This is a genomic window from Vibrio sp. 10N.222.55.C6 (assembly GCF_041473395.1).
GTDB lineage: Bacteria > Pseudomonadota > Gammaproteobacteria > Enterobacterales > Vibrionaceae > Vibrio > Vibrio crassostreae_C.
Map to the genome: position 1 here is coordinate 171,672 of NZ_JBFRSD010000005.1, position 16,279 is coordinate 187,950.

The 16,279-nt window shown below is 44.8% G+C and carries 15 protein-coding genes; 7 read left to right on the forward strand and 8 right to left on the reverse strand.

Annotated features, from left to right (window positions below):
• Nucleotides 1–108: 108 nt before the first annotated feature.
• Entirely contained in the window at nt 109–1,503 is a 1,395-nt protein-coding gene (gene uhpT / locus AB4486_RS06505) for a hexose-6-phosphate:phosphate antiporter (RefSeq protein ID WP_017061544.1), read from the reverse strand.
• A gap of 406 nt (nt 1,504–1,909) precedes the next feature.
• Nucleotides 1,910–2,248: a DUF1840 domain-containing protein gene (locus AB4486_RS06510; protein WP_017061543.1), complete on the reverse strand. Its 339-nt coding sequence runs from the start codon at nt 2,246–2,248 to the stop codon at nt 1,910–1,912.
• 315 nt (nt 2,249–2,563) lie between these two features.
• Here AB4486_RS06510 and AB4486_RS06515 point away from each other — a divergent pair, with 315 nt between their 5' ends.
• Nucleotides 2,564–3,754: a GGDEF domain-containing protein gene (locus AB4486_RS06515; RefSeq protein WP_372116892.1), complete on the forward strand. Its 1,191-nt coding sequence runs from the start codon at nt 2,564–2,566 to the stop codon at nt 3,752–3,754.
• A gap of 25 nt (nt 3,755–3,779) precedes the next feature.
• Here AB4486_RS06515 and AB4486_RS06520 read toward each other — a convergent pair whose 3' ends face one another.
• Nucleotides 3,780–4,064, reverse strand: a complete 285-nt coding sequence (locus AB4486_RS06520; RefSeq protein ID WP_017061541.1) for a hypothetical protein — start codon at nt 4,062–4,064, stop codon at nt 3,780–3,782.
• 157 nt (nt 4,065–4,221) lie between these two features.
• On the opposite strand from AB4486_RS06520, the gene AB4486_RS06525 reads away from it, so the two are divergent.
• Complete coding sequence (locus AB4486_RS06525) at nt 4,222–5,094, forward strand: pirin family protein (protein ID WP_372116767.1); 873 nt, start codon at nt 4,222–4,224, stop codon at nt 5,092–5,094.
• Nucleotides 5,095–5,337: 243 nt separating this feature from the next.
• Here AB4486_RS06525 and AB4486_RS06530 read toward each other — a convergent pair whose 3' ends face one another.
• Nucleotides 5,338–5,619 (reverse strand): pyrimidine/purine nucleoside phosphorylase, encoded by a 282-nt coding sequence (locus AB4486_RS06530; protein WP_017057600.1) that lies wholly within the window; start codon nt 5,617–5,619, stop codon nt 5,338–5,340.
• Between the two features lie 307 nt (nt 5,620–5,926).
• Between AB4486_RS06530 and AB4486_RS06535 the strand changes: the two genes are divergently transcribed.
• Complete coding sequence (locus tag AB4486_RS06535; RefSeq protein WP_017065063.1) at nt 5,927–6,391, forward strand: DUF2850 domain-containing protein; 465 nt, start codon at nt 5,927–5,929, stop codon at nt 6,389–6,391.
• Nucleotides 6,392–6,789: 398 nt separating this feature from the next.
• On the forward strand, nt 6,790–9,324 hold the full coding sequence (locus AB4486_RS06540) for a glycosyl hydrolase family 18 protein (RefSeq protein ID WP_372116769.1): 2,535 nt from the start codon (nt 6,790–6,792) through the stop codon (nt 9,322–9,324).
• 136 nt (nt 9,325–9,460) lie between these two features.
• Here AB4486_RS06540 and AB4486_RS06545 read toward each other — a convergent pair whose 3' ends face one another.
• A complete protein-coding gene (locus AB4486_RS06545; RefSeq protein WP_017065066.1) occupies nt 9,461–10,309 on the reverse strand; it encodes an alpha/beta hydrolase in 849 nt (282 codons plus the stop codon).
• Between the two features lie 192 nt (nt 10,310–10,501).
• A complete protein-coding gene (locus AB4486_RS06550; RefSeq protein WP_029235279.1) occupies nt 10,502–11,095 on the reverse strand; it encodes a TetR/AcrR family transcriptional regulator in 594 nt (197 codons plus the stop codon).
• Nucleotides 11,096–11,256: 161 nt separating this feature from the next.
• On the opposite strand from AB4486_RS06550, the gene AB4486_RS06555 reads away from it, so the two are divergent.
• Both AB4486_RS06555 and AB4486_RS06560 read left to right on the forward strand, forming a co-directional pair.
• A complete protein-coding gene (locus tag AB4486_RS06555; protein WP_048610304.1) occupies nt 11,257–12,213 on the forward strand; it encodes an AEC family transporter in 957 nt (318 codons plus the stop codon).
• A gap of 122 nt (nt 12,214–12,335) precedes the next feature.
• Nucleotides 12,336–13,376, forward strand: coding sequence for an acyltransferase (locus tag AB4486_RS06560; protein WP_372116771.1), 1,041 nt, complete (start codon nt 12,336–12,338; stop codon nt 13,374–13,376).
• A gap of 125 nt (nt 13,377–13,501) precedes the next feature.
• Here AB4486_RS06560 and AB4486_RS06565 read toward each other — a convergent pair whose 3' ends face one another.
• Nucleotides 13,502–14,380, reverse strand: a complete 879-nt coding sequence (locus AB4486_RS06565; RefSeq protein ID WP_104216219.1) for a 6-carboxytetrahydropterin synthase — start codon at nt 14,378–14,380, stop codon at nt 13,502–13,504.
• A gap of 230 nt (nt 14,381–14,610) precedes the next feature.
• Nucleotides 14,611–15,435 (reverse strand): AraC family transcriptional regulator, encoded by an 825-nt coding sequence (locus AB4486_RS06570; protein WP_372116773.1) that lies wholly within the window; start codon nt 15,433–15,435, stop codon nt 14,611–14,613.
• 110 nt (nt 15,436–15,545) lie between these two features.
• Here AB4486_RS06570 and AB4486_RS06575 point away from each other — a divergent pair, with 110 nt between their 5' ends.
• Entirely contained in the window at nt 15,546–16,022 is a 477-nt protein-coding gene (locus tag AB4486_RS06575; RefSeq protein WP_017077045.1) for a YHS domain-containing (seleno)protein, read from the forward strand.
• Nucleotides 16,023–16,279 lie beyond the last annotated feature (257 nt).

The window sequence follows — 16,279 nt, forward strand, 5'->3', positions numbered from 1 at the left end:
CCAACAGGAGCTATCTAAAATTAAGTTTATTAATAGAGATGATACTGAATCGAACTAACGATTGGTATGATCTCACGTGCTTTAAACCAATAAAGCACGTGAGACTCGCTACGCGTTTTGAGACGCTAAGTGTATTTTCTTAGCGTGGCGAATCTTCTTCTCTTCCGCAACCGCAACGAATAGCAGTAACACGATACAAATGGCAGCTGACGTATCAAGCGCTGCGAACGTGCCTTTCCAACCCGTTAAGCCAAAAATAGGTGTGCCGTCTGCAATCATACCTAGGCCAAGTTTGGCAAAGCTGTCACCAATTAAGTAAGCAAATGTACCTTTCACGCCATCCGCAACGCTGATTGCTTTCTTAGGCACGAAACCTACTGCAGCAACACCAATCAGCAACTGAGGACCAAATACTAGGAAACCAAGCACAAACAGTGATGCTAGGTACATGAACTCACTGGTTGCATGCTGGTAGAACTCTAGCGAAACGATAATCAGGCCAAGCGATACACAAGCAACCAAAGCACGGCGTCCGTTCGCAAGGTCTGACAGATAACCCCACATTAACGTACCGACCAGTGCACCAACCTCAAACAGAGTGAAGCCTGAAATCGCGGTTTCTTTTGATAGACCTAGCTCTTGATACGCATAAACGGTAGACCATTGATCGATACCGATACGAACAATGTATAAGAAGATATTCGCGAAGCAGAGCAACCAGATCACTTTGTTTTTCAGGATGTATTCAACAAAGATCTCTTTCTTAGTCATTTGATTTTCTTCAGCAGCCGTATCTTCTTCGCTGACTTCTTCATCAAACAACTCTTCAACCGTACCTAGACCATAGGCTTCTGGAGAGTCATTACCAAAGCGCATACCAATAAAGCCAACCACAATCGCAATGATTGATGGGAACACGAACATACCGATCACGTTGCCATCAAAAAGGTAGTTAGCACCGAACAGAGCAACACCAGCGGCACCTGCGCCACCCACGTTGTGCGACATATTCCAAAGGCCTAAATAAGAACCACGCTTGTTACGAGGCGTCCATTTAGTGATGGTCGAGTAGCTTGAAGGACCGCCGGTACTTTGGAAGAAACCACTCAACGCATAGAAGGCAACCATCAAGAATAAGCTAGCACTGCCACCGCCCATACTGAAGCTGAAGCCCAACATAGCGATACCAGAAAGGACAAGCATGAATGGCAGGAACTGCTTGGTGTTTTTACCATCGGCATAATAGGAAACGACGGTTTTACCGATACCGTAAGTGATAGAGAAACCCAGACCGATAAGACCTAGATCCGTCATCGATAATCCATAAGTAGAAATCATGTCGTTTTGCGCGACATTGAAGTTCTTACGGATCAAATACATGGTTAGATAACCAATGAACACGACGAGGTAAGATTGTAGGAATGGTTTAAACCACATTTTTCTTCTAGTTTCGACCGGAAGATCCAGCGTCGGTTTTCGAACCTGATCTAGGAACTTTAACATTGTGAACTCTCTTATTTTTTGTGAGGTCTGCACGGCATAATTGCGGCCATACATTGTTTGTTAGTTGACCGTGAAATAATAAGGAGTCTAAAAATCGACCGCATGAGAGAGGGTCTTAGAATAACTAGGAAAAATTCTTAGTTCAGAATTGGGAGTCAAGAAAGCGTGAACAGCATCACTTTGTTTACGGTCTGTTATGGATTGATATTACGATAACAAAAGTCACTCATTTCAGGGCTGACGAACCTTGTAAATAAACAGAAACGAGTGGATTACTTCACTAAAAAAACACCAGTATCGGTTCATCACCATAAAACTCCATGGTCATGGTGTGTCCGATACTGGTTCAGCATTCATTCTGATTAAAATAGATTCAATAGGCTTGTTACGTTTCGCGTGAATCGTACTACAGTCGCTTGCCGCTACCGTCTTCCCACATTACTTCACATTCATCTTTGATGGCAGCTTTTAATAATTCAACCAGTGGGAACGCTCGACTACCGATATTAACAGGCGCTTCAACCACCTCTTCTTCATTGTCGTCATCAGTATTTTCATGCTCTACGGACTTGCTCTGCTCTGCTGCAATAGCAGCACGTAGATTATCCAGAGCTTGAGGAACCTCTGAAGCATCCATAGCACCTGGGATGGAGCCGCTATGCCCAAGCATCTTGATGAACTGGAGGCCGACTTCACCAAACATCGTGACACTAGCATGAGCTTTACAACTAAAGGTAATTAACATAATGAGCCTTTCTTAATTTTGGTCGTTTACAAACTATGTGGAGTAACTCTCTGGAAAGCAAGTAGATAAACATCAAACAACGGTTACAAGTTTGATGCTTAAATCTAATCTTCTAGAGATGACCAGCACCATCGGTGATATACATCACTATTTGGAATTGATTGAACAGCCTTTCATATGAAACCTTGATAGTAGTCACACTAAATAGACATCTAAGCCTCTGCATAGCTTGTTATTTAATCTACTATTAACACCATTATCAAAAACTTTGGCACAGATCACATGAAAAGGCTCGTCGGCAGGCACCTAGAAGAAATGGCGGACATACGATCCACCCGCAAGCAAAAAATTGTTCACTCCTTTTCACTGACTGCCGCTGCGTTATTCATTTTCTACACTTGGGCTTACTTCCAAGGCCAACATTACACGCTGTCGGTTTTCGAACTGTGTTTTGCACTTATCGCTATCTTCAATGCATTTTACGTAAGAAAAGTCATTAACCCTGAGTATTCAGAATTGATCCTGAGCGGTGTTTTACTGGTTCAAGGGGTCATCCTATTTTTGTACAGTCACGCCATTCCTGACCGAATTCTTTGGCTCTACCCTATTCTGGCGGCGGTGATTTTTATCAATGACTTCAGAATTGGAATCATCTTCAGCACCTCATTTTGTTTGTTTATCAGCACCTTAATTACGGCAATGCCCAATAACTTTTCTCTGCCATTTAACAGCACACATCGGTTTATTCTTAGCCTGTTTACCATGAGCTTGGTGTGTCACACGTCCGCTTATTACTACACAAAAGCCGTCAGTTATATCCAACGCCTTTATAAAGAAGGCATTGAAGATCTGGCCTACAGAGACCAACTTACCGGATTGGCCAACCGTTGGAGCTTTGAGCGCTGGGCGGTGGAAAAGCTTGCGACAGTGGATAGTGAGCGATCACTTACGGCATTGGTCTTTTTAGATATTGATGACTTTAAAGGCATTAACGACAGCTACGGGCACGACGTAGGAGACAGTGTCTTACAGCACTTTGCCAATCGCTTGAGTAACAACATTCGAACCAGAGACAGAAAAAGCCATGAATACGACTATTCGATTGCGCGCTTTGCTGGAGACGAGTTTGTTCTGATGCTCTACGATGTGCCAACTCGTAAAGATCTAGACGGCATTCTAGATAGGATCTGCGGGCTGTTCGAAAGCGGCTGCCAAACAAACGAGAGAATCAAGGAATTGACGTTAAGTGTTGGGGTTGCTTTGTATCCGCAAGATGCCCAAGAATTACATGAGCTGACGAGATGTGCTGATAAAGCGATGTATGTTGCCAAGCATTCAGGAAAAAACCGATATGCTTATTATCACGACAACCCAGTATCGACCCTGATAGAAGAACTACCAACGAGCCTTGTTAGCTCAGCACCGGATTCATCTGAACTTGAAGATTGCTTTGAAGCGAAGATCGAAGGGAACAATGTTACGCTATTAAAAACGCGCCAACGCTAGCCATTCCTATAACGGAGCGGCGCTGCTAACCTGCAAGGTACATAAGCCAAAGACTCACTAACCCGATCATAATAATCCATATGACTTGACGTGTTCGGTTTGGGTTATTCCCTTTAGGTCGCCTCACCACGGTTTTAAAAGCGGCTTGCTTAGCTGACTGAATAAACGGCGCTTCTATCTCACGTTTTTTCACGCGGCGTTTAACTGCGCTGTTTGCAACCTCTGTAAAGCGCTGGCTTTGCTCCGTTGTAAAGTCGTTATCAAAACCTATCCGACCATGCCTTTCGCCATGTTTTTGCTGAACTGCCATAGCGGCCTCCTTGGCGATATACTCTCTATTGAGTATAGACATAATTTCATATTGTTACCTGTTCAAGATTTTCGAATAAGTCACTCAACGCTGTGCCATCTTCTTTTTAAATCAAATTACATAAACTACAGCTATTCAAGTTTATGAGGGTTTCAAAATGACGAATGTAAGAGCAGTAGATCATGTGATTACAGCACATGCCACCTCAGATGGTGATGGCGTCAAAATCCAACGACTCGCAGGTTTTAATAACGCACGTTTCTCTCCATTTTTAATGATTGATGAACTGAAGTCGGATGAAAGCAAAGACTATGTTGGCGGCTTTCCTCCACATCCTCACCGTGGGATAGAAACGCTCACTTACATGCTCCAAGGTCACTTCCAACACAAAGACCATATGGGGAATGTTGGAGAGCTACGCAGCGGTGGCGCTCAATGGATGGCCGCAGGCCGTGGTGTCATTCACAGCGAAATGCCAATGATGGAAGAAGGTGCGCTGCATGGCTTTCAGGTTTGGATAAATCAGCCTGCGTCACACAAAATGCTGCCCGCGCAATATCACGACTTCCAGAGTGAAAGCATTACAGAACACCAAAGCGAACAACGTGGTTTATTGAGAGTGATAGCCGGTGGGTTTGAACTGCATAACCAAACTAACGATGATTCAGAGGCTTTACGAGCGCAAGGTCCATTGCAAAAGACAGGTGTGCCATTAAGCGTTGCGGATTGGCGCTCTCATTCTGGGCAAAAAGTAACGTTAGGGACTAATGTTAATCACAATGCCATGACTTATGTGTACCGAGGCAGCATTAAGATCGGCGACAAAGTGATCAAGCAAGGTCAGCTTGCCCTTCTCACCAAAGCTGACTGGCTTTCTTTAGACAGCTTAGAAGATTCAGGTGTACTGGTTTTTTCTGGTGAACCGATTAATGAACCTGTTGTGCACTATGGTCCGTTCGTCATGAATTCAATGGAAGAGATTGAACAGACGATTCAGGATTACAACAACGGCGTATTTGAGACTTACTGATTTACCAATGTCTGTCTTTGAGCTTTGAATTTAGATTTGAATTGAATTGAATTGAATTGAAGAGTGAAGATTGAAGAGATTTTGCAACGAACAACGATTTGGTCATCCATTTGATGACTGCAAAAACAAGTGACACTATCCACTGCCGGTTACTATCACTTATTTAACCACGCTCCTAGAGCGTGGTTTTTTTCTATTCAATCAGAGACAAACGATGCCCTGATTGAACAAATTTAGATCTGATTACAAATACTCACATAGGTAAGCTGTCGCTTCTTTTACCTGTAGGTCGAATGAAGAGTCACCCGCAACGTCAAAAGACTCACCAGATTGGTATGTCGTCCAATCATCATCGCCAACACGCTTTACAATCAAAGCACCTTTAACAACGGTCATCTTTTCTGGAGCCGCAGTACCAAAAGTGTACTCACCAGCCGCCATTACACCAACACTCACATCAGCACCAGACTGGTTAAACGCTAACGACTTAACGCCACCTTCAAAGTATGTGTTTTCTTTAATCATTGTACTTCCTTGTTATCTTCAAATTGCAATTATTGAGCTCACCGAGTAAGCCTATGCGTAAATTTAGGTGATAATTGTTTTAACCAATTCGAGACTTTCCTACAAGAAATAAATACGCATAGCTTAAGCATTTCTGGAGTTCGCTTTCATTGATAGCGTAAATACTGAGGAGCAAGGCTAAAAACCACTAACGCAACCACATTTATTAGAACATTCGATCCTGCTTCTAACTCTTAGAACAATTTTTGCAAACTAAGGTTTTAATTAATAGAATCTAAAACAATATCAGTCGAAAAATGAAGAGATAATGGCAAAAAAGCCGACTAAAAGCAGAGATCTATTTGCCAACTCGTTACTCTACGGCTTCCTATTAGCTGGCTTTATGGTTGCCCTCACCGCCGGCTATTTTGCTTACCAAGCCCACCAGCAATCTGTCAGCCCAAGCAACGTCTATGGCACATGGATAGAGATTGCGGCGCCACCTTACAACACCGACATCCTGACACTTTCAGAAAACGGTGTGATGATGAATCATCGTCTTATCACTACCTCATTCGATTTTGACGGGAAGATCGTCACGATCAACACTGGCTCTGGAACCACCGTTTACACCATCAGTGGTACTTACGATTCGCCTCGCTTAAAGCGATTAGAGCCAAGCGTGCCATCTCAGCAATTTATTAAAGAAGGCTACGAAGATACTGCGACTGGTGATACCCATAGTGTCATGCAACAACGACGCGCTTCCTTAGCTGAGCAATTCAAAAGATAACCCTCTTATCCATACTGCCATAAGCATTCGTCTTCAAGTTTACCCGTCGATCGACCCCGCTCGCTCAACATACTTCACTTTGTGATTCAGCTTCAATCCACAGTATTTTCTTATAGTTTGTCGCACCTTTTCATAACTTCATGTCGTGAATTTTCACTTGTGAGATTTTCCTACTGAAGGATGTTTTATTTTATAAAACATGGACTCAGCCTCTCATTCATTAAGCAACAGAATTGTAACAAGATACAATTTTTTAGTTGTCCATCGAAAACGGATTTATTTTCAGTTATGAAATTAAAACTCCCTCGAATACTGACTGGGAAGCTCCTTCAAAACTGATTGGAGCCGTTTATGGGGCCATTGGGTTCTCGTAATCTTCAAGGAATGAGAGAAATAGTATGATTCGTATAAATACCTGTGCTGCAAGCATTGCTCTAGCGCTATCTGGTACAGCATTAGCTGCTCCAACAGCACCTAGCATCGACATGTACGGTTCCAACAACCTGCAATTTTCTAAAATTGAACTCGCGATGGAAACCACCTCTGGCTACAACCAGATGGTGAAATATCACGACCAAGCGAAGGTCGACGTTAAGTTCAACCAATGGAGCGGAACGTCAGGAAACACGTACAACATCTACTTTGATGGCGTTAAAGTGGCCACCGGCCCAATCACTGGCAGCCAAACCACAGCTTCATTCGAATATGGCCAAGGCGGCTTATTTGAGATGGAAATCGAAGCGTGTGATGAAACAGGTTGTAGCAAGAGCGCACCTGCTCAAATCACGATCGCTGATACCGATGGCTCACACTTAGCGCCACTTGCGATGAATGTGGATCCGAACAACAAGTCATACAACACAGATCCAAATACGGTAGTCGGTACTTACTTTGTAGAGTGGGGTATTTACGGCCGTGATTACACCGTTGATAACCTACCCGCTGACAACTTAACCCATATCCTTTATGGCTTCATCCCAATTTGTGGTCCGAACGAATCAGTTAAATCAGTAGGCGGTAACAGCTACAACGCACTCATGACAGCTTGTCAGGGTGTTAACGATTACGAAGTGGTGATTCATGACCCTTGGGCGGCTTTCCAGAAAAGCTTCCCTCAAGCGGGACACGAATACAGCTCACCGATCAAGGGTAACTACGCAATGATGATGGCGCTCAAACAGCGTAATCCTGATTTGAAGATCATCCCATCGATTGGTGGCTGGACGCTGTCTGACCCGTTCTTTGATTTCACAACTAAAGCCAACCGTGACACCTTTGTAGCGTCTGTTAAGAAATTCCTTAACACATGGAAATTCTACGACGGTGTGGATATCGATTGGGAATTCCCTGGTGGTGGCGGTGCTGCTCCAGACCTTGGTGATCCTGTAAATGACGGCCCAGCTTACATTGCACTGATGGCAGAACTTCGCGTGATGCTAGATGAGCTAGAAGCGGAAAACGGTCGTACTTACGAGCTCACTTCTGCGATCGGTGTTGGTCACGATAAGATTGAAGACGTGAACTACGGCGATGCTATCCAATACATGGATTACATCTTCGCAATGACTTACGACTTCTACGGCGGTTGGAACAACGTGTTAGGTCACCAAACAGCACTAAACTGCGGTAACTTCATGCGTCCTGGTCAATGTGATGGCACAGGCCTTGATGAAAATGGCGAACAATACACAGGCCCAGCTTACACCACAGACAACGGCATCCAACTGTTGCTTGAGCAAGGTGTTCCAGCGAACAAGCTTGTGGTTGGTACAGCGATGTACGGTCGTGGTTGGGAAGGCGTATTACCATCATCACTCACCGATCCGAGCGACCCTATGACAGGCGTTGGTAACGGCAAACTGAAAGGCAGCTCTGCGCAAGGCGTATGGGAAGATGGCGTTATTGATTACAAAGGCATTAAAGCAAACATGCTTGGCGCGAATAACCAAGGCATCAACGGCTTCGAATATGGCTATGACGAAATGGCAGAAGCGCCTTACGTTTGGAACCGCACTTCAGGTCAGCTAATCACATTTGATGATGATCGCTCTGTAAAAGCAAAAGGCGCGTACGTTCGTAGCCTTGGCCTTGCGGGTCTATTCTCTTGGGAAATTGATGCAGATAACGGCGACATCCTGAATGCAATGCATGAAGGCCTAGCGGGCGGTACAACTGATCCTGTCAACCGCAAACCAACGGCAGCTGCAGGTACAGACCAATCGGTTGAAGGCCCAGCTTCTGTTTCTCTAGATGGCAGCGCTTCAAAAGACAGCGACGGTACAATCGCGAGCTATGCTTGGTCACAAGTAAGCGGCACGGCAGTAACGCTGGCGAACGCGAATGCGGCTGTTGTAAGCTTCGATGTGGTTGAAGTCGCGCAACAAGAAGCACTCACGTTCAGCCTAACGGTAACTGATAACGAAGGCGCTACTGCAACTGACACCGTTGTTGTAACGGTAACTCCTAAAGACACAGGCCCAGTCAATACAGCACCAGTTGCTGTGGTTACGGCTCCGGCTGAAGTGAATGCAGGTGATGTAGTCGTGGTTGATGCTTCGGCTTCAAGCGATTCAGACCAAGACACATTGACCTTCACGTGGGATGTACCTGCTGGTATCGATGCAACGGTTCAAGGTGCTTCAGTGAGCTTTGTCGCGGCGGAATACACGCAAGATACAACGCTGAACTTCTCTGTAACGGTCAGCGATGGCACTGATACATCGGTTGCGGCTACTTCAGTGAAAGTTCTAAAGAAAACCACAGGCGGCGGTACGTGTACTAACGCTTGGGATTCAGGCGCGGTTTACACTGGTGGCGACCAAGTGACTCAAGGCGGTAAGATTTGGGAAGCGAAATGGTGGACAACCGGTGAAGATCCAACAACGACAGGCCAATGGGGCGTGTGGAAAGAGATTGGTCCTGCAAGCTGTTAACTAAAAATAGGGTTGAGCTAAACACCAACTAAGCATCAACTAAATCCCTAAAACAAAGGCCAACCAGATAATGTCTGGTTGGCCTTTTTAGTGTTTGTTTTCTTAACCTGCGTTCTACTGGCTTGATTAGTTAAAGTTAACCAATCAAGTTATCAAAGCTCTCAAATACTTGTGGGCACTTCATTACTCGCCCGTGGCCCTGTCCTTGAGTCGCAATTAAAGTAACGCGACCCATTTCATTAGCAGCACGCTGAGACACATCAAACTTAGTAAACTTGTCTTGCTCATCATGAACGATGATCGTCTGAGACTCACGAAGCGCTAGCTTTCCATAGGGATCAACAGACTGAATCGGGTAGTTAAACTGCTCTTCGACTTCTCCAACTACCGCCTCGAACAGTTTCATTGAGTAGCCAGAACGCGCAACGCTGCCAAATAGGTTTTCTAGATAATCCAGTACAGGTGCAATCAGCAATAATGGCTTGTTTTCCAATTTAACGTGCTTACATTCCAACGCAGAAGCCGTGCCCATACTGTGACCGACCAAACCTGCTACCTCACCCACCGAATCGAGAATCGCTTCAAGGCCGTTCACAAACGCAGGAATATGACCATGTACACCATCACTGCCACCATGAGCAGGGTGATCATAAGCCAGAGCCGTAAAACCTTTAGCGGCGATATGTTCCATCAGAGGGAAAAACTGACTCGCGGTGCCAGACCAACCATGAGTCAGCACCCAAACAGGCCCCGTACCCAAAGAATAGGTTTTTAAAACGCCATCACGACCTTTGATTTCACTCTTGATAAGCCCTTGGGGATCAGCATTTTTCTGCTCAGTACGCATTGGAGTGAGCAGCAACTTACGTGCGGTTTTCTTCGCATGACTCGGCGCTAGGATGTAATGAAGATTGGTTGTTGCGCCAATTAAGCTGCGCTTGAAGCTGAATTTGTTCGATGTATTAAAGTAGATTTTGTCACTCATGACCGGTCCTTGTATCGCCATCATCATTGGCGGATCGAGCTCGGCCCTGAAAATCGAACGACCGTGCTATTTGTTAGTATAAAAAATGACGATAGCGCTGTTTATGATTGCTTGCCGCCACTTCTGTTAAAATCTTTTGCAAACCTTAGTTAAGCAAAGTCACATGATTTGCGAGTTAACCTGCTGTATGTATTAAACCGCTCTCCAACTGGCTACCAAGCGCTCGACACCACTCCAAAAATGGGTGTGGCTCGCTTGTTGGCCTCGTAACGAGTAGAACAAGTTCGCACTCAAATAAAGACCGTATAACTCGAAGGTTGCCTGTTTCGGGTCTAAATCGGCTCTGAACTGTTTGCTCTCAACCGCTTTTGCTACCTGAATCGTCAAGTAATCAATCCACACTGAAATGGTTTTCTGCAGTGCTTTCTGAATCACAGACCTTTCACTGCCCGCATCTTTCCATGCATCAATAAACATGCAACTGCCTTGGAATGAATGGTTCCAGCCCAACCAATTGTCGAGCAGCTGTTTCAATTTCGCTTCAATATCACCATCTCCCAGCTCTCTTGCGGGAATGATGACTCTTTCGGTGAATATGGCGTTGGAATACTCGAGTACAGAGAGTTGCAGGTTTTCTTTAGAGTTGAAGTGTGCAAACAAGCCACTCTTAGACATGCCACACTGCTTGGCTAACTCGCCAATCGTCAAACTCTCAAGCCCATTCTCACTTGCAAGCGCGAATGCATGGCTCAAAATATACTCTTTGGTTATCTTTCCCTTACTCATTATTCACCAATAATAAATCTGATACATTATTTTTAGCACGTTCGTTCTTTTTTTCAAGATTTTTTACTTAACCCTAGGTATTCATTTTGTCTTATCAAAGAACTGTGGAAAAATGCGACAGTATTCAAAGGAAATTGAAATCGACTAACAAAGGAAAAACAATGAACACACTTTGGGAACAGTTTGCGTTTTCGGCGTCAGTAACAGGCCCTATCTGTTTAATGCTGTTTCTTGGTGTGATGCTCAAACGAATCGGCTTAATCAATGACAATTTCATTGATGTCGCATCTAAGGTGGTATTTCAAGTCACCCTGCCCGCGATGCTATTTCTGAGTATTGTTCAATCGAATCACAACTTTTCAGCCAGTAGCGCGTTAGTTGCGTTTGGCGTCATCGCTAACTTTGTCTTTTTCTTGTTCACGATTTTCTCAACCAAATTAGTATTTAAAGGTTCGAAAGATCAAGGTGTGATTGTCCAAGGTGGATTCCGCGCCAATACCGCGATCATCGGCCTCGCCTATGTGGCTAATATCTATGGCAACCAAGGCGTGGCATTGGCGGCTATCTATGTCGCATCTCTAACCGTGTTGTATAACATTCAAGCCGTGATTGCACTGACACCCAAAGGCGAAGACACTGGTGCGAAAGCGATTAAAGTGATCGCTAAGTCGATTACCAAGAACCCATTGATCATCGCTATTTTCTTAGCGGTCGTCTTCTATGCGCTTTCGATTCCTATCCCAAAAATGGTCACTGATGCTGGTCAGTACTTTGCCAACATGACGTTACCTTTGGCACTGCTGTGTACCGGTGGGTCGCTGGACATCAGCTCGCTCAAACAAGAAAAGTTATCGACGTGGTTCGCCTCTAGCTACAAGTTAATTGCCTCACCGTTACTGATTACACTGGCGGCTGGGTACTTAGGATTTGAAGGGCTCGATCTCGGGCTTATCTTCTTGATGAGCGCAGCACCAACAGCAGCGGCAAGCTACGTTATGGCTCGTGCGATGGGAGGAAACTCAACACTGGCGGCTAACATCATCGCGCTTACTACTGTTGTTTCTCTTATCACTTGTACTCTCGGTATTTTTGTACTTACTGCAATGGATTTAATATAGCTGCGACAGGCTTCAAATAATCAATACAAGCCTTAAAACAAAGGTCGCAACCCTTGATTTAGCGCTAACTGATTCAATAAAAAGGCTGTTAGATTCTACGAAAATTTTCTTAGAGATCTGATATGTCTTCCGTTCAACATACGCCTTCACAACACATCGCCAGTATTGAGTTGGGTCGAGTGATTGCTATCTTGGCGATCATTGGTTTACACGGTCAAATGGCACTCACTTATTGGCAAATAGATGAAGTGCCTTGGATCGGTTATGTACTCAACCAAACCGCTCGTTTTGCGGTACCTCTGTTTTTCCTAATTTCCGGTTATCTTATTCAGCCCAAGCTGACTGCCTCCCCGTGGCAAACCGTCATTAATTACTCTAAACCACTGCTTAAGGTTTGGTTAGCATGGAGCATCATTTGCTTAGTGATGCCATTCAACCTCGCGAAGGTAGAAGAGTTTGGTTACCTAGGTGAGCGCCAAGGCTATTGGGGTTTCTTAATGAACACGCCACTTAACTCTTTCTTAGAGGGTGGATTGGTTCATTTATGGTTTATTCCCGCTCTCGTATGTGCAGTTTTGATCATTGCTTTGATAGTCGAAATGAAACTCGACAAACTGCTATTACCAGCGGCCATTGTACTTTACGTTTATGGTGTTTTAGCGGGCAGCTACGCAACGCTAACCGGGTTAGAAGCACCTTTCTTCACGCGTAATGGCCCGTTCTTTAGCACGTTAATGGTGACCTTAGGTTTCCTTATTCGTCAGAATCAATGGAAGGTGTCATCAACTAAAGCGTTGGGGTTATTAGCGTTAGGCATATTGATTCATTTTGCTGAGGCATCATGGCTCACCACGTTCGACGTCGGATTCAACATGAATGATTTCTTGTTTGGCACGGCGCTATGGGGGATGGGCGTGTTCATGTGGCTTTTAGCAAATCCAAACATGGGTAACTACGCTTGGGTTCGCGCCATTTCAAATCGCATGCTAGGTATCTACGTCAGCCATTTGCTGATCATTATCGTGTTGTTCAATGTCTGTGGAGTTTTAGGCATTACGGAATTGGCAAAAGACGTTACGGTATTTTTTGGCACCGTATTGTTGAGCTTCGGGTTGGTTGTTGGAATCGAAAAAACACCACTGCGACGTGTGCTGCTTCGTTAGTGTTTGTGCCTAACATCATCAGCTAAATCAGTTTTAAAGAGTCACAAAAAATAAAGGCAAGATAACAGATTATCTTGCCTTTATTTCATCATGTCAGTAATGAGACTGTGTCACTCGCTGGAGTGTTATCGGAACGCCATTGCGCCCTTGCCAACACCTTCATAAGCGACGATTTGTAGTGATTGGTTCTCTGCTAGGCTCGGTTCAACTTGATCCGCGATATAGCCAGCAAGTAATTCCACCGTGGTATCTGTCGGTAAAATTTCCGTCTCACTCTTAGCAATCGCTAGCTCAAATTCGCCTTGTGGCGCGGTGTAGCGGAAGCCATAGTGACTTTCATCATTAACACTGTTCGCGTTTTCACTCAGGTTAAGTGATGAAACTGAAACTTGGTCTTCTTTAGAACCTAAATAAATGTCTTCCCAACGCTGAGCAAATGCTTGTTCACGTTGCCCGTCACGCTGACCATCGACCACGATTTCTACTGGAGAACGGTGACCATGCGCGATGCGTTGGCAGTTGCCATCATGCTTTTTTAAACCATGGGTGTAGTGGTAGAACGCGCCATTAATGTTCTCATGACGTAGGGTGATCTCTAACCCTGTGACGTTACTTGGTAGGTTATCGCGAAGAATATTGTAAACGTGTGCGGTCACACTCTCGATGGTGATCGCTTCTGCATCAATGAGGCAATATGCTTCATCAGGGCAATGTAGATGAAGACTCTTGTCACCACGCAACACATCAACCTTAGAGTAGCCCGCTTTGCTCGCTTGAAGAACAATTGCAGCGCTCTGCATTGGCAGCAGCAAACGGTGATCAACATGCTCATCGACAAGCTGTTTGATCTGCTTTTTGACCTTGCTAAAATCCAGCACCATGCTCATTTCATTAAGTTCACCAGACATGGTGACATCTAAAATCCAACTATCTCCTACGACCCCTCTGTGTTCACAGATGTATGAAGAATCGATAACGGTAAGGTCTCTTACAAATAGGTTCAAGTTGAACTCCTTAATACTTTAATGAGATACGGGAGGCTGAATAATGCTCAGCAGGCACTTCGTCTCATTGATGTCTGATAAAATAGGACGGGCAGGATGTTACAACGAGCTAATAAAGTCCACCTTTTTACACCGTCATTCGAGAAATGAACAAACTACGCTCAATTTCCGCTAAAACATAGGCCAGCCTGATGCCAATAGCCATATTGCAGGTAGGGATGGCCAGCGCTTCACGACGCATTTTGCTTTAGCCAAAGGCGCGGCGACACTCCGGCAACATGTTGAAAAGCACGTGAGAATCCTGAATAGCTATTGTAACCCACTTCATCAGCGACCCAATTGATCGGCTTATTTTGCAATAACAGAGATTGAGCAACAGAGACTCGCCACTTTTGCACATAATCTCCCGGCGTTTCACCCACTTCCCGTTTGAACGCTTCAATAAACTGAGTACGAGACATCGCGGCCAGTGACGCCATTTCCGCAATCGAAAAATGACGAGCAGGCAATAGGTGAACGGCCGTAACCACCGAAGCCAATCGTGGATGAGCTAGGGCTGAGAATACCCCTTGATCAATTTGCTGCAGTTCAATGAGATGACGAAAAATCAAAGCCATCAAGGCGTCACTCAACTTATCCATTAGATATTGTTGCCCCGATGATTCTTGGCTCGACTCTCGAAATAGCACCTCTATCACTGGCATTAAGTTAGGTGCATCCGAAAACGGAATCACTATCACGTCAGGCAGAGCAGACAATAAAGGATTCATCTGCCCTGAACGATATTCGACATTCGCACACACGACCTCAGCACCGTCTCCCACACCTTCAATCACATGTGGTGTGCTATTCGGCAGATAAACAATGCAGGGCTGTGACAGTTGCCTGTACTCCGTGTGCGCACTAGACAAGGTCAACTCACCCGCGCTCAATACATGAAGATGCCCTTCTTTACCCTGCTGCGGCTTAAATGACGACACTCCGCACAAATTGCCAGAATAGAAAACACCGGTACGTATCGAGAAGTGTTCCATTAGTTGTGAAAGCAGATCCATGCATCCTCCGAACGATTCGCTTACTTTTAAGTTCTTTTGTCCCTCTATAGACCGGACGAGTGGGCTAAATTACTTCAAACAAGATAACCAACACTGACAAGGAACTTGATATGTCACACATGAAATCGACCAGTCAAAAAATCACTCTATTGGCCGCGTTACTAGGCACCAGCTTTTCACTGATGGCAGCAGACATCGACATGAGCGTTGATAGCAATGACATCGCGATCAAAGGCTATGACCCAGTGGCTTACTTTACTGATGCTGGTGCCGTTCAAGGTTCATCAGAATTCACTGCTACTTATAAGAACGCTATTTATCAGTTCGCAAACAGTGACAACCGAGATCAGTTCCGCACCAATCCTGAAGCTTATGCACCTCAATACGGTGGCTATTGTGCCTTTGGTGTGGCTATGGGTAAGAAATTTGAGACCGACCCTAACGCATGGAAAGTCGAAGATGGAAAGCTGTATCTGAACTTAGACAAATCTGTACAAAAACGATGGTTGGAAGATACGCAAGAGTTCATCCAAGACGCCAACAGCAACTGGACGACGATCAAAACCGTAGAAGCCTATAAGCTTTAGTCTATAAGCTTTAACCTACAAGTTTTAGCCTAGTAACTTTAACCTTTATCCATTGCCCATTAATAAAAACGGAAGCGACCGAACGCTTCCGTTTTCATTTCGACGTTCCAAATATTAATAAGCCTCCAGCTATTGGTATCACCACAATAAATGGCGATGCGCTGCTCAAATCAGGAAAACCCGTCAGCCTTTAGCACGAATCAAGCCCATTTTTATTCTATACTCCTAGAAGATAAGCTTTTCTTTTTATGGAAGAA

What these genes read in the sequence shown, in the direction of transcription:
- AB4486_RS06530 (WP_017057600.1), bottom strand. Translation starts at nt 5,619, where the DNA reads ATGATTAAAGAAAACACATACTTTGAAGGTGGCGTTAAGTCGTTAGCG.
- AB4486_RS06535 (WP_017065063.1), top strand. Translation starts at nt 5,927, where the DNA reads ATGGCAAAAAAGCCGACTAAAAGCAGAGATCTATTTGCCAACTCGTTA.
- AB4486_RS06555 (WP_048610304.1), top strand. Translation starts at nt 11,257, where the DNA reads ATGAACACACTTTGGGAACAGTTTGCGTTTTCGGCGTCAGTAACAGGC.
- AB4486_RS06560 (WP_372116771.1), top strand. Translation starts at nt 12,336, where the DNA reads ATGTCTTCCGTTCAACATACGCCTTCACAACACATCGCCAGTATTGAG.
- AB4486_RS06520 (WP_017061541.1), bottom strand. Translation starts at nt 4,064, where the DNA reads ATGGCAGTTCAGCAAAAACATGGCGAAAGGCATGGTCGGATAGGTTTT.
- AB4486_RS06545 (WP_017065066.1), bottom strand. Translation starts at nt 10,309, where the DNA reads ATGAGTGACAAAATCTACTTTAATACATCGAACAAATTCAGCTTCAAG.
- AB4486_RS06540 (WP_372116769.1), top strand. Translation starts at nt 6,790, where the DNA reads ATGATTCGTATAAATACCTGTGCTGCAAGCATTGCTCTAGCGCTATCT.
- AB4486_RS06575 (WP_017077045.1), top strand. Translation starts at nt 15,546, where the DNA reads ATGTCACACATGAAATCGACCAGTCAAAAAATCACTCTATTGGCCGCG.
- uhpT (WP_017061544.1), bottom strand. Translation starts at nt 1,503, where the DNA reads ATGTTAAAGTTCCTAGATCAGGTTCGAAAACCGACGCTGGATCTTCCG.
- AB4486_RS06515 (WP_372116892.1), top strand. Translation starts at nt 2,564, where the DNA reads ATGGCGGACATACGATCCACCCGCAAGCAAAAAATTGTTCACTCCTTT.
- AB4486_RS06510 (WP_017061543.1), bottom strand. Translation starts at nt 2,248, where the DNA reads ATGTTAATTACCTTTAGTTGTAAAGCTCATGCTAGTGTCACGATGTTT.
- AB4486_RS06550 (WP_029235279.1), bottom strand. Translation starts at nt 11,095, where the DNA reads ATGAGTAAGGGAAAGATAACCAAAGAGTATATTTTGAGCCATGCATTC.
- AB4486_RS06525 (WP_372116767.1), top strand. Translation starts at nt 4,222, where the DNA reads ATGACGAATGTAAGAGCAGTAGATCATGTGATTACAGCACATGCCACC.
- AB4486_RS06570 (WP_372116773.1), bottom strand. Translation starts at nt 15,435, where the DNA reads ATGGATCTGCTTTCACAACTAATGGAACACTTCTCGATACGTACCGGT.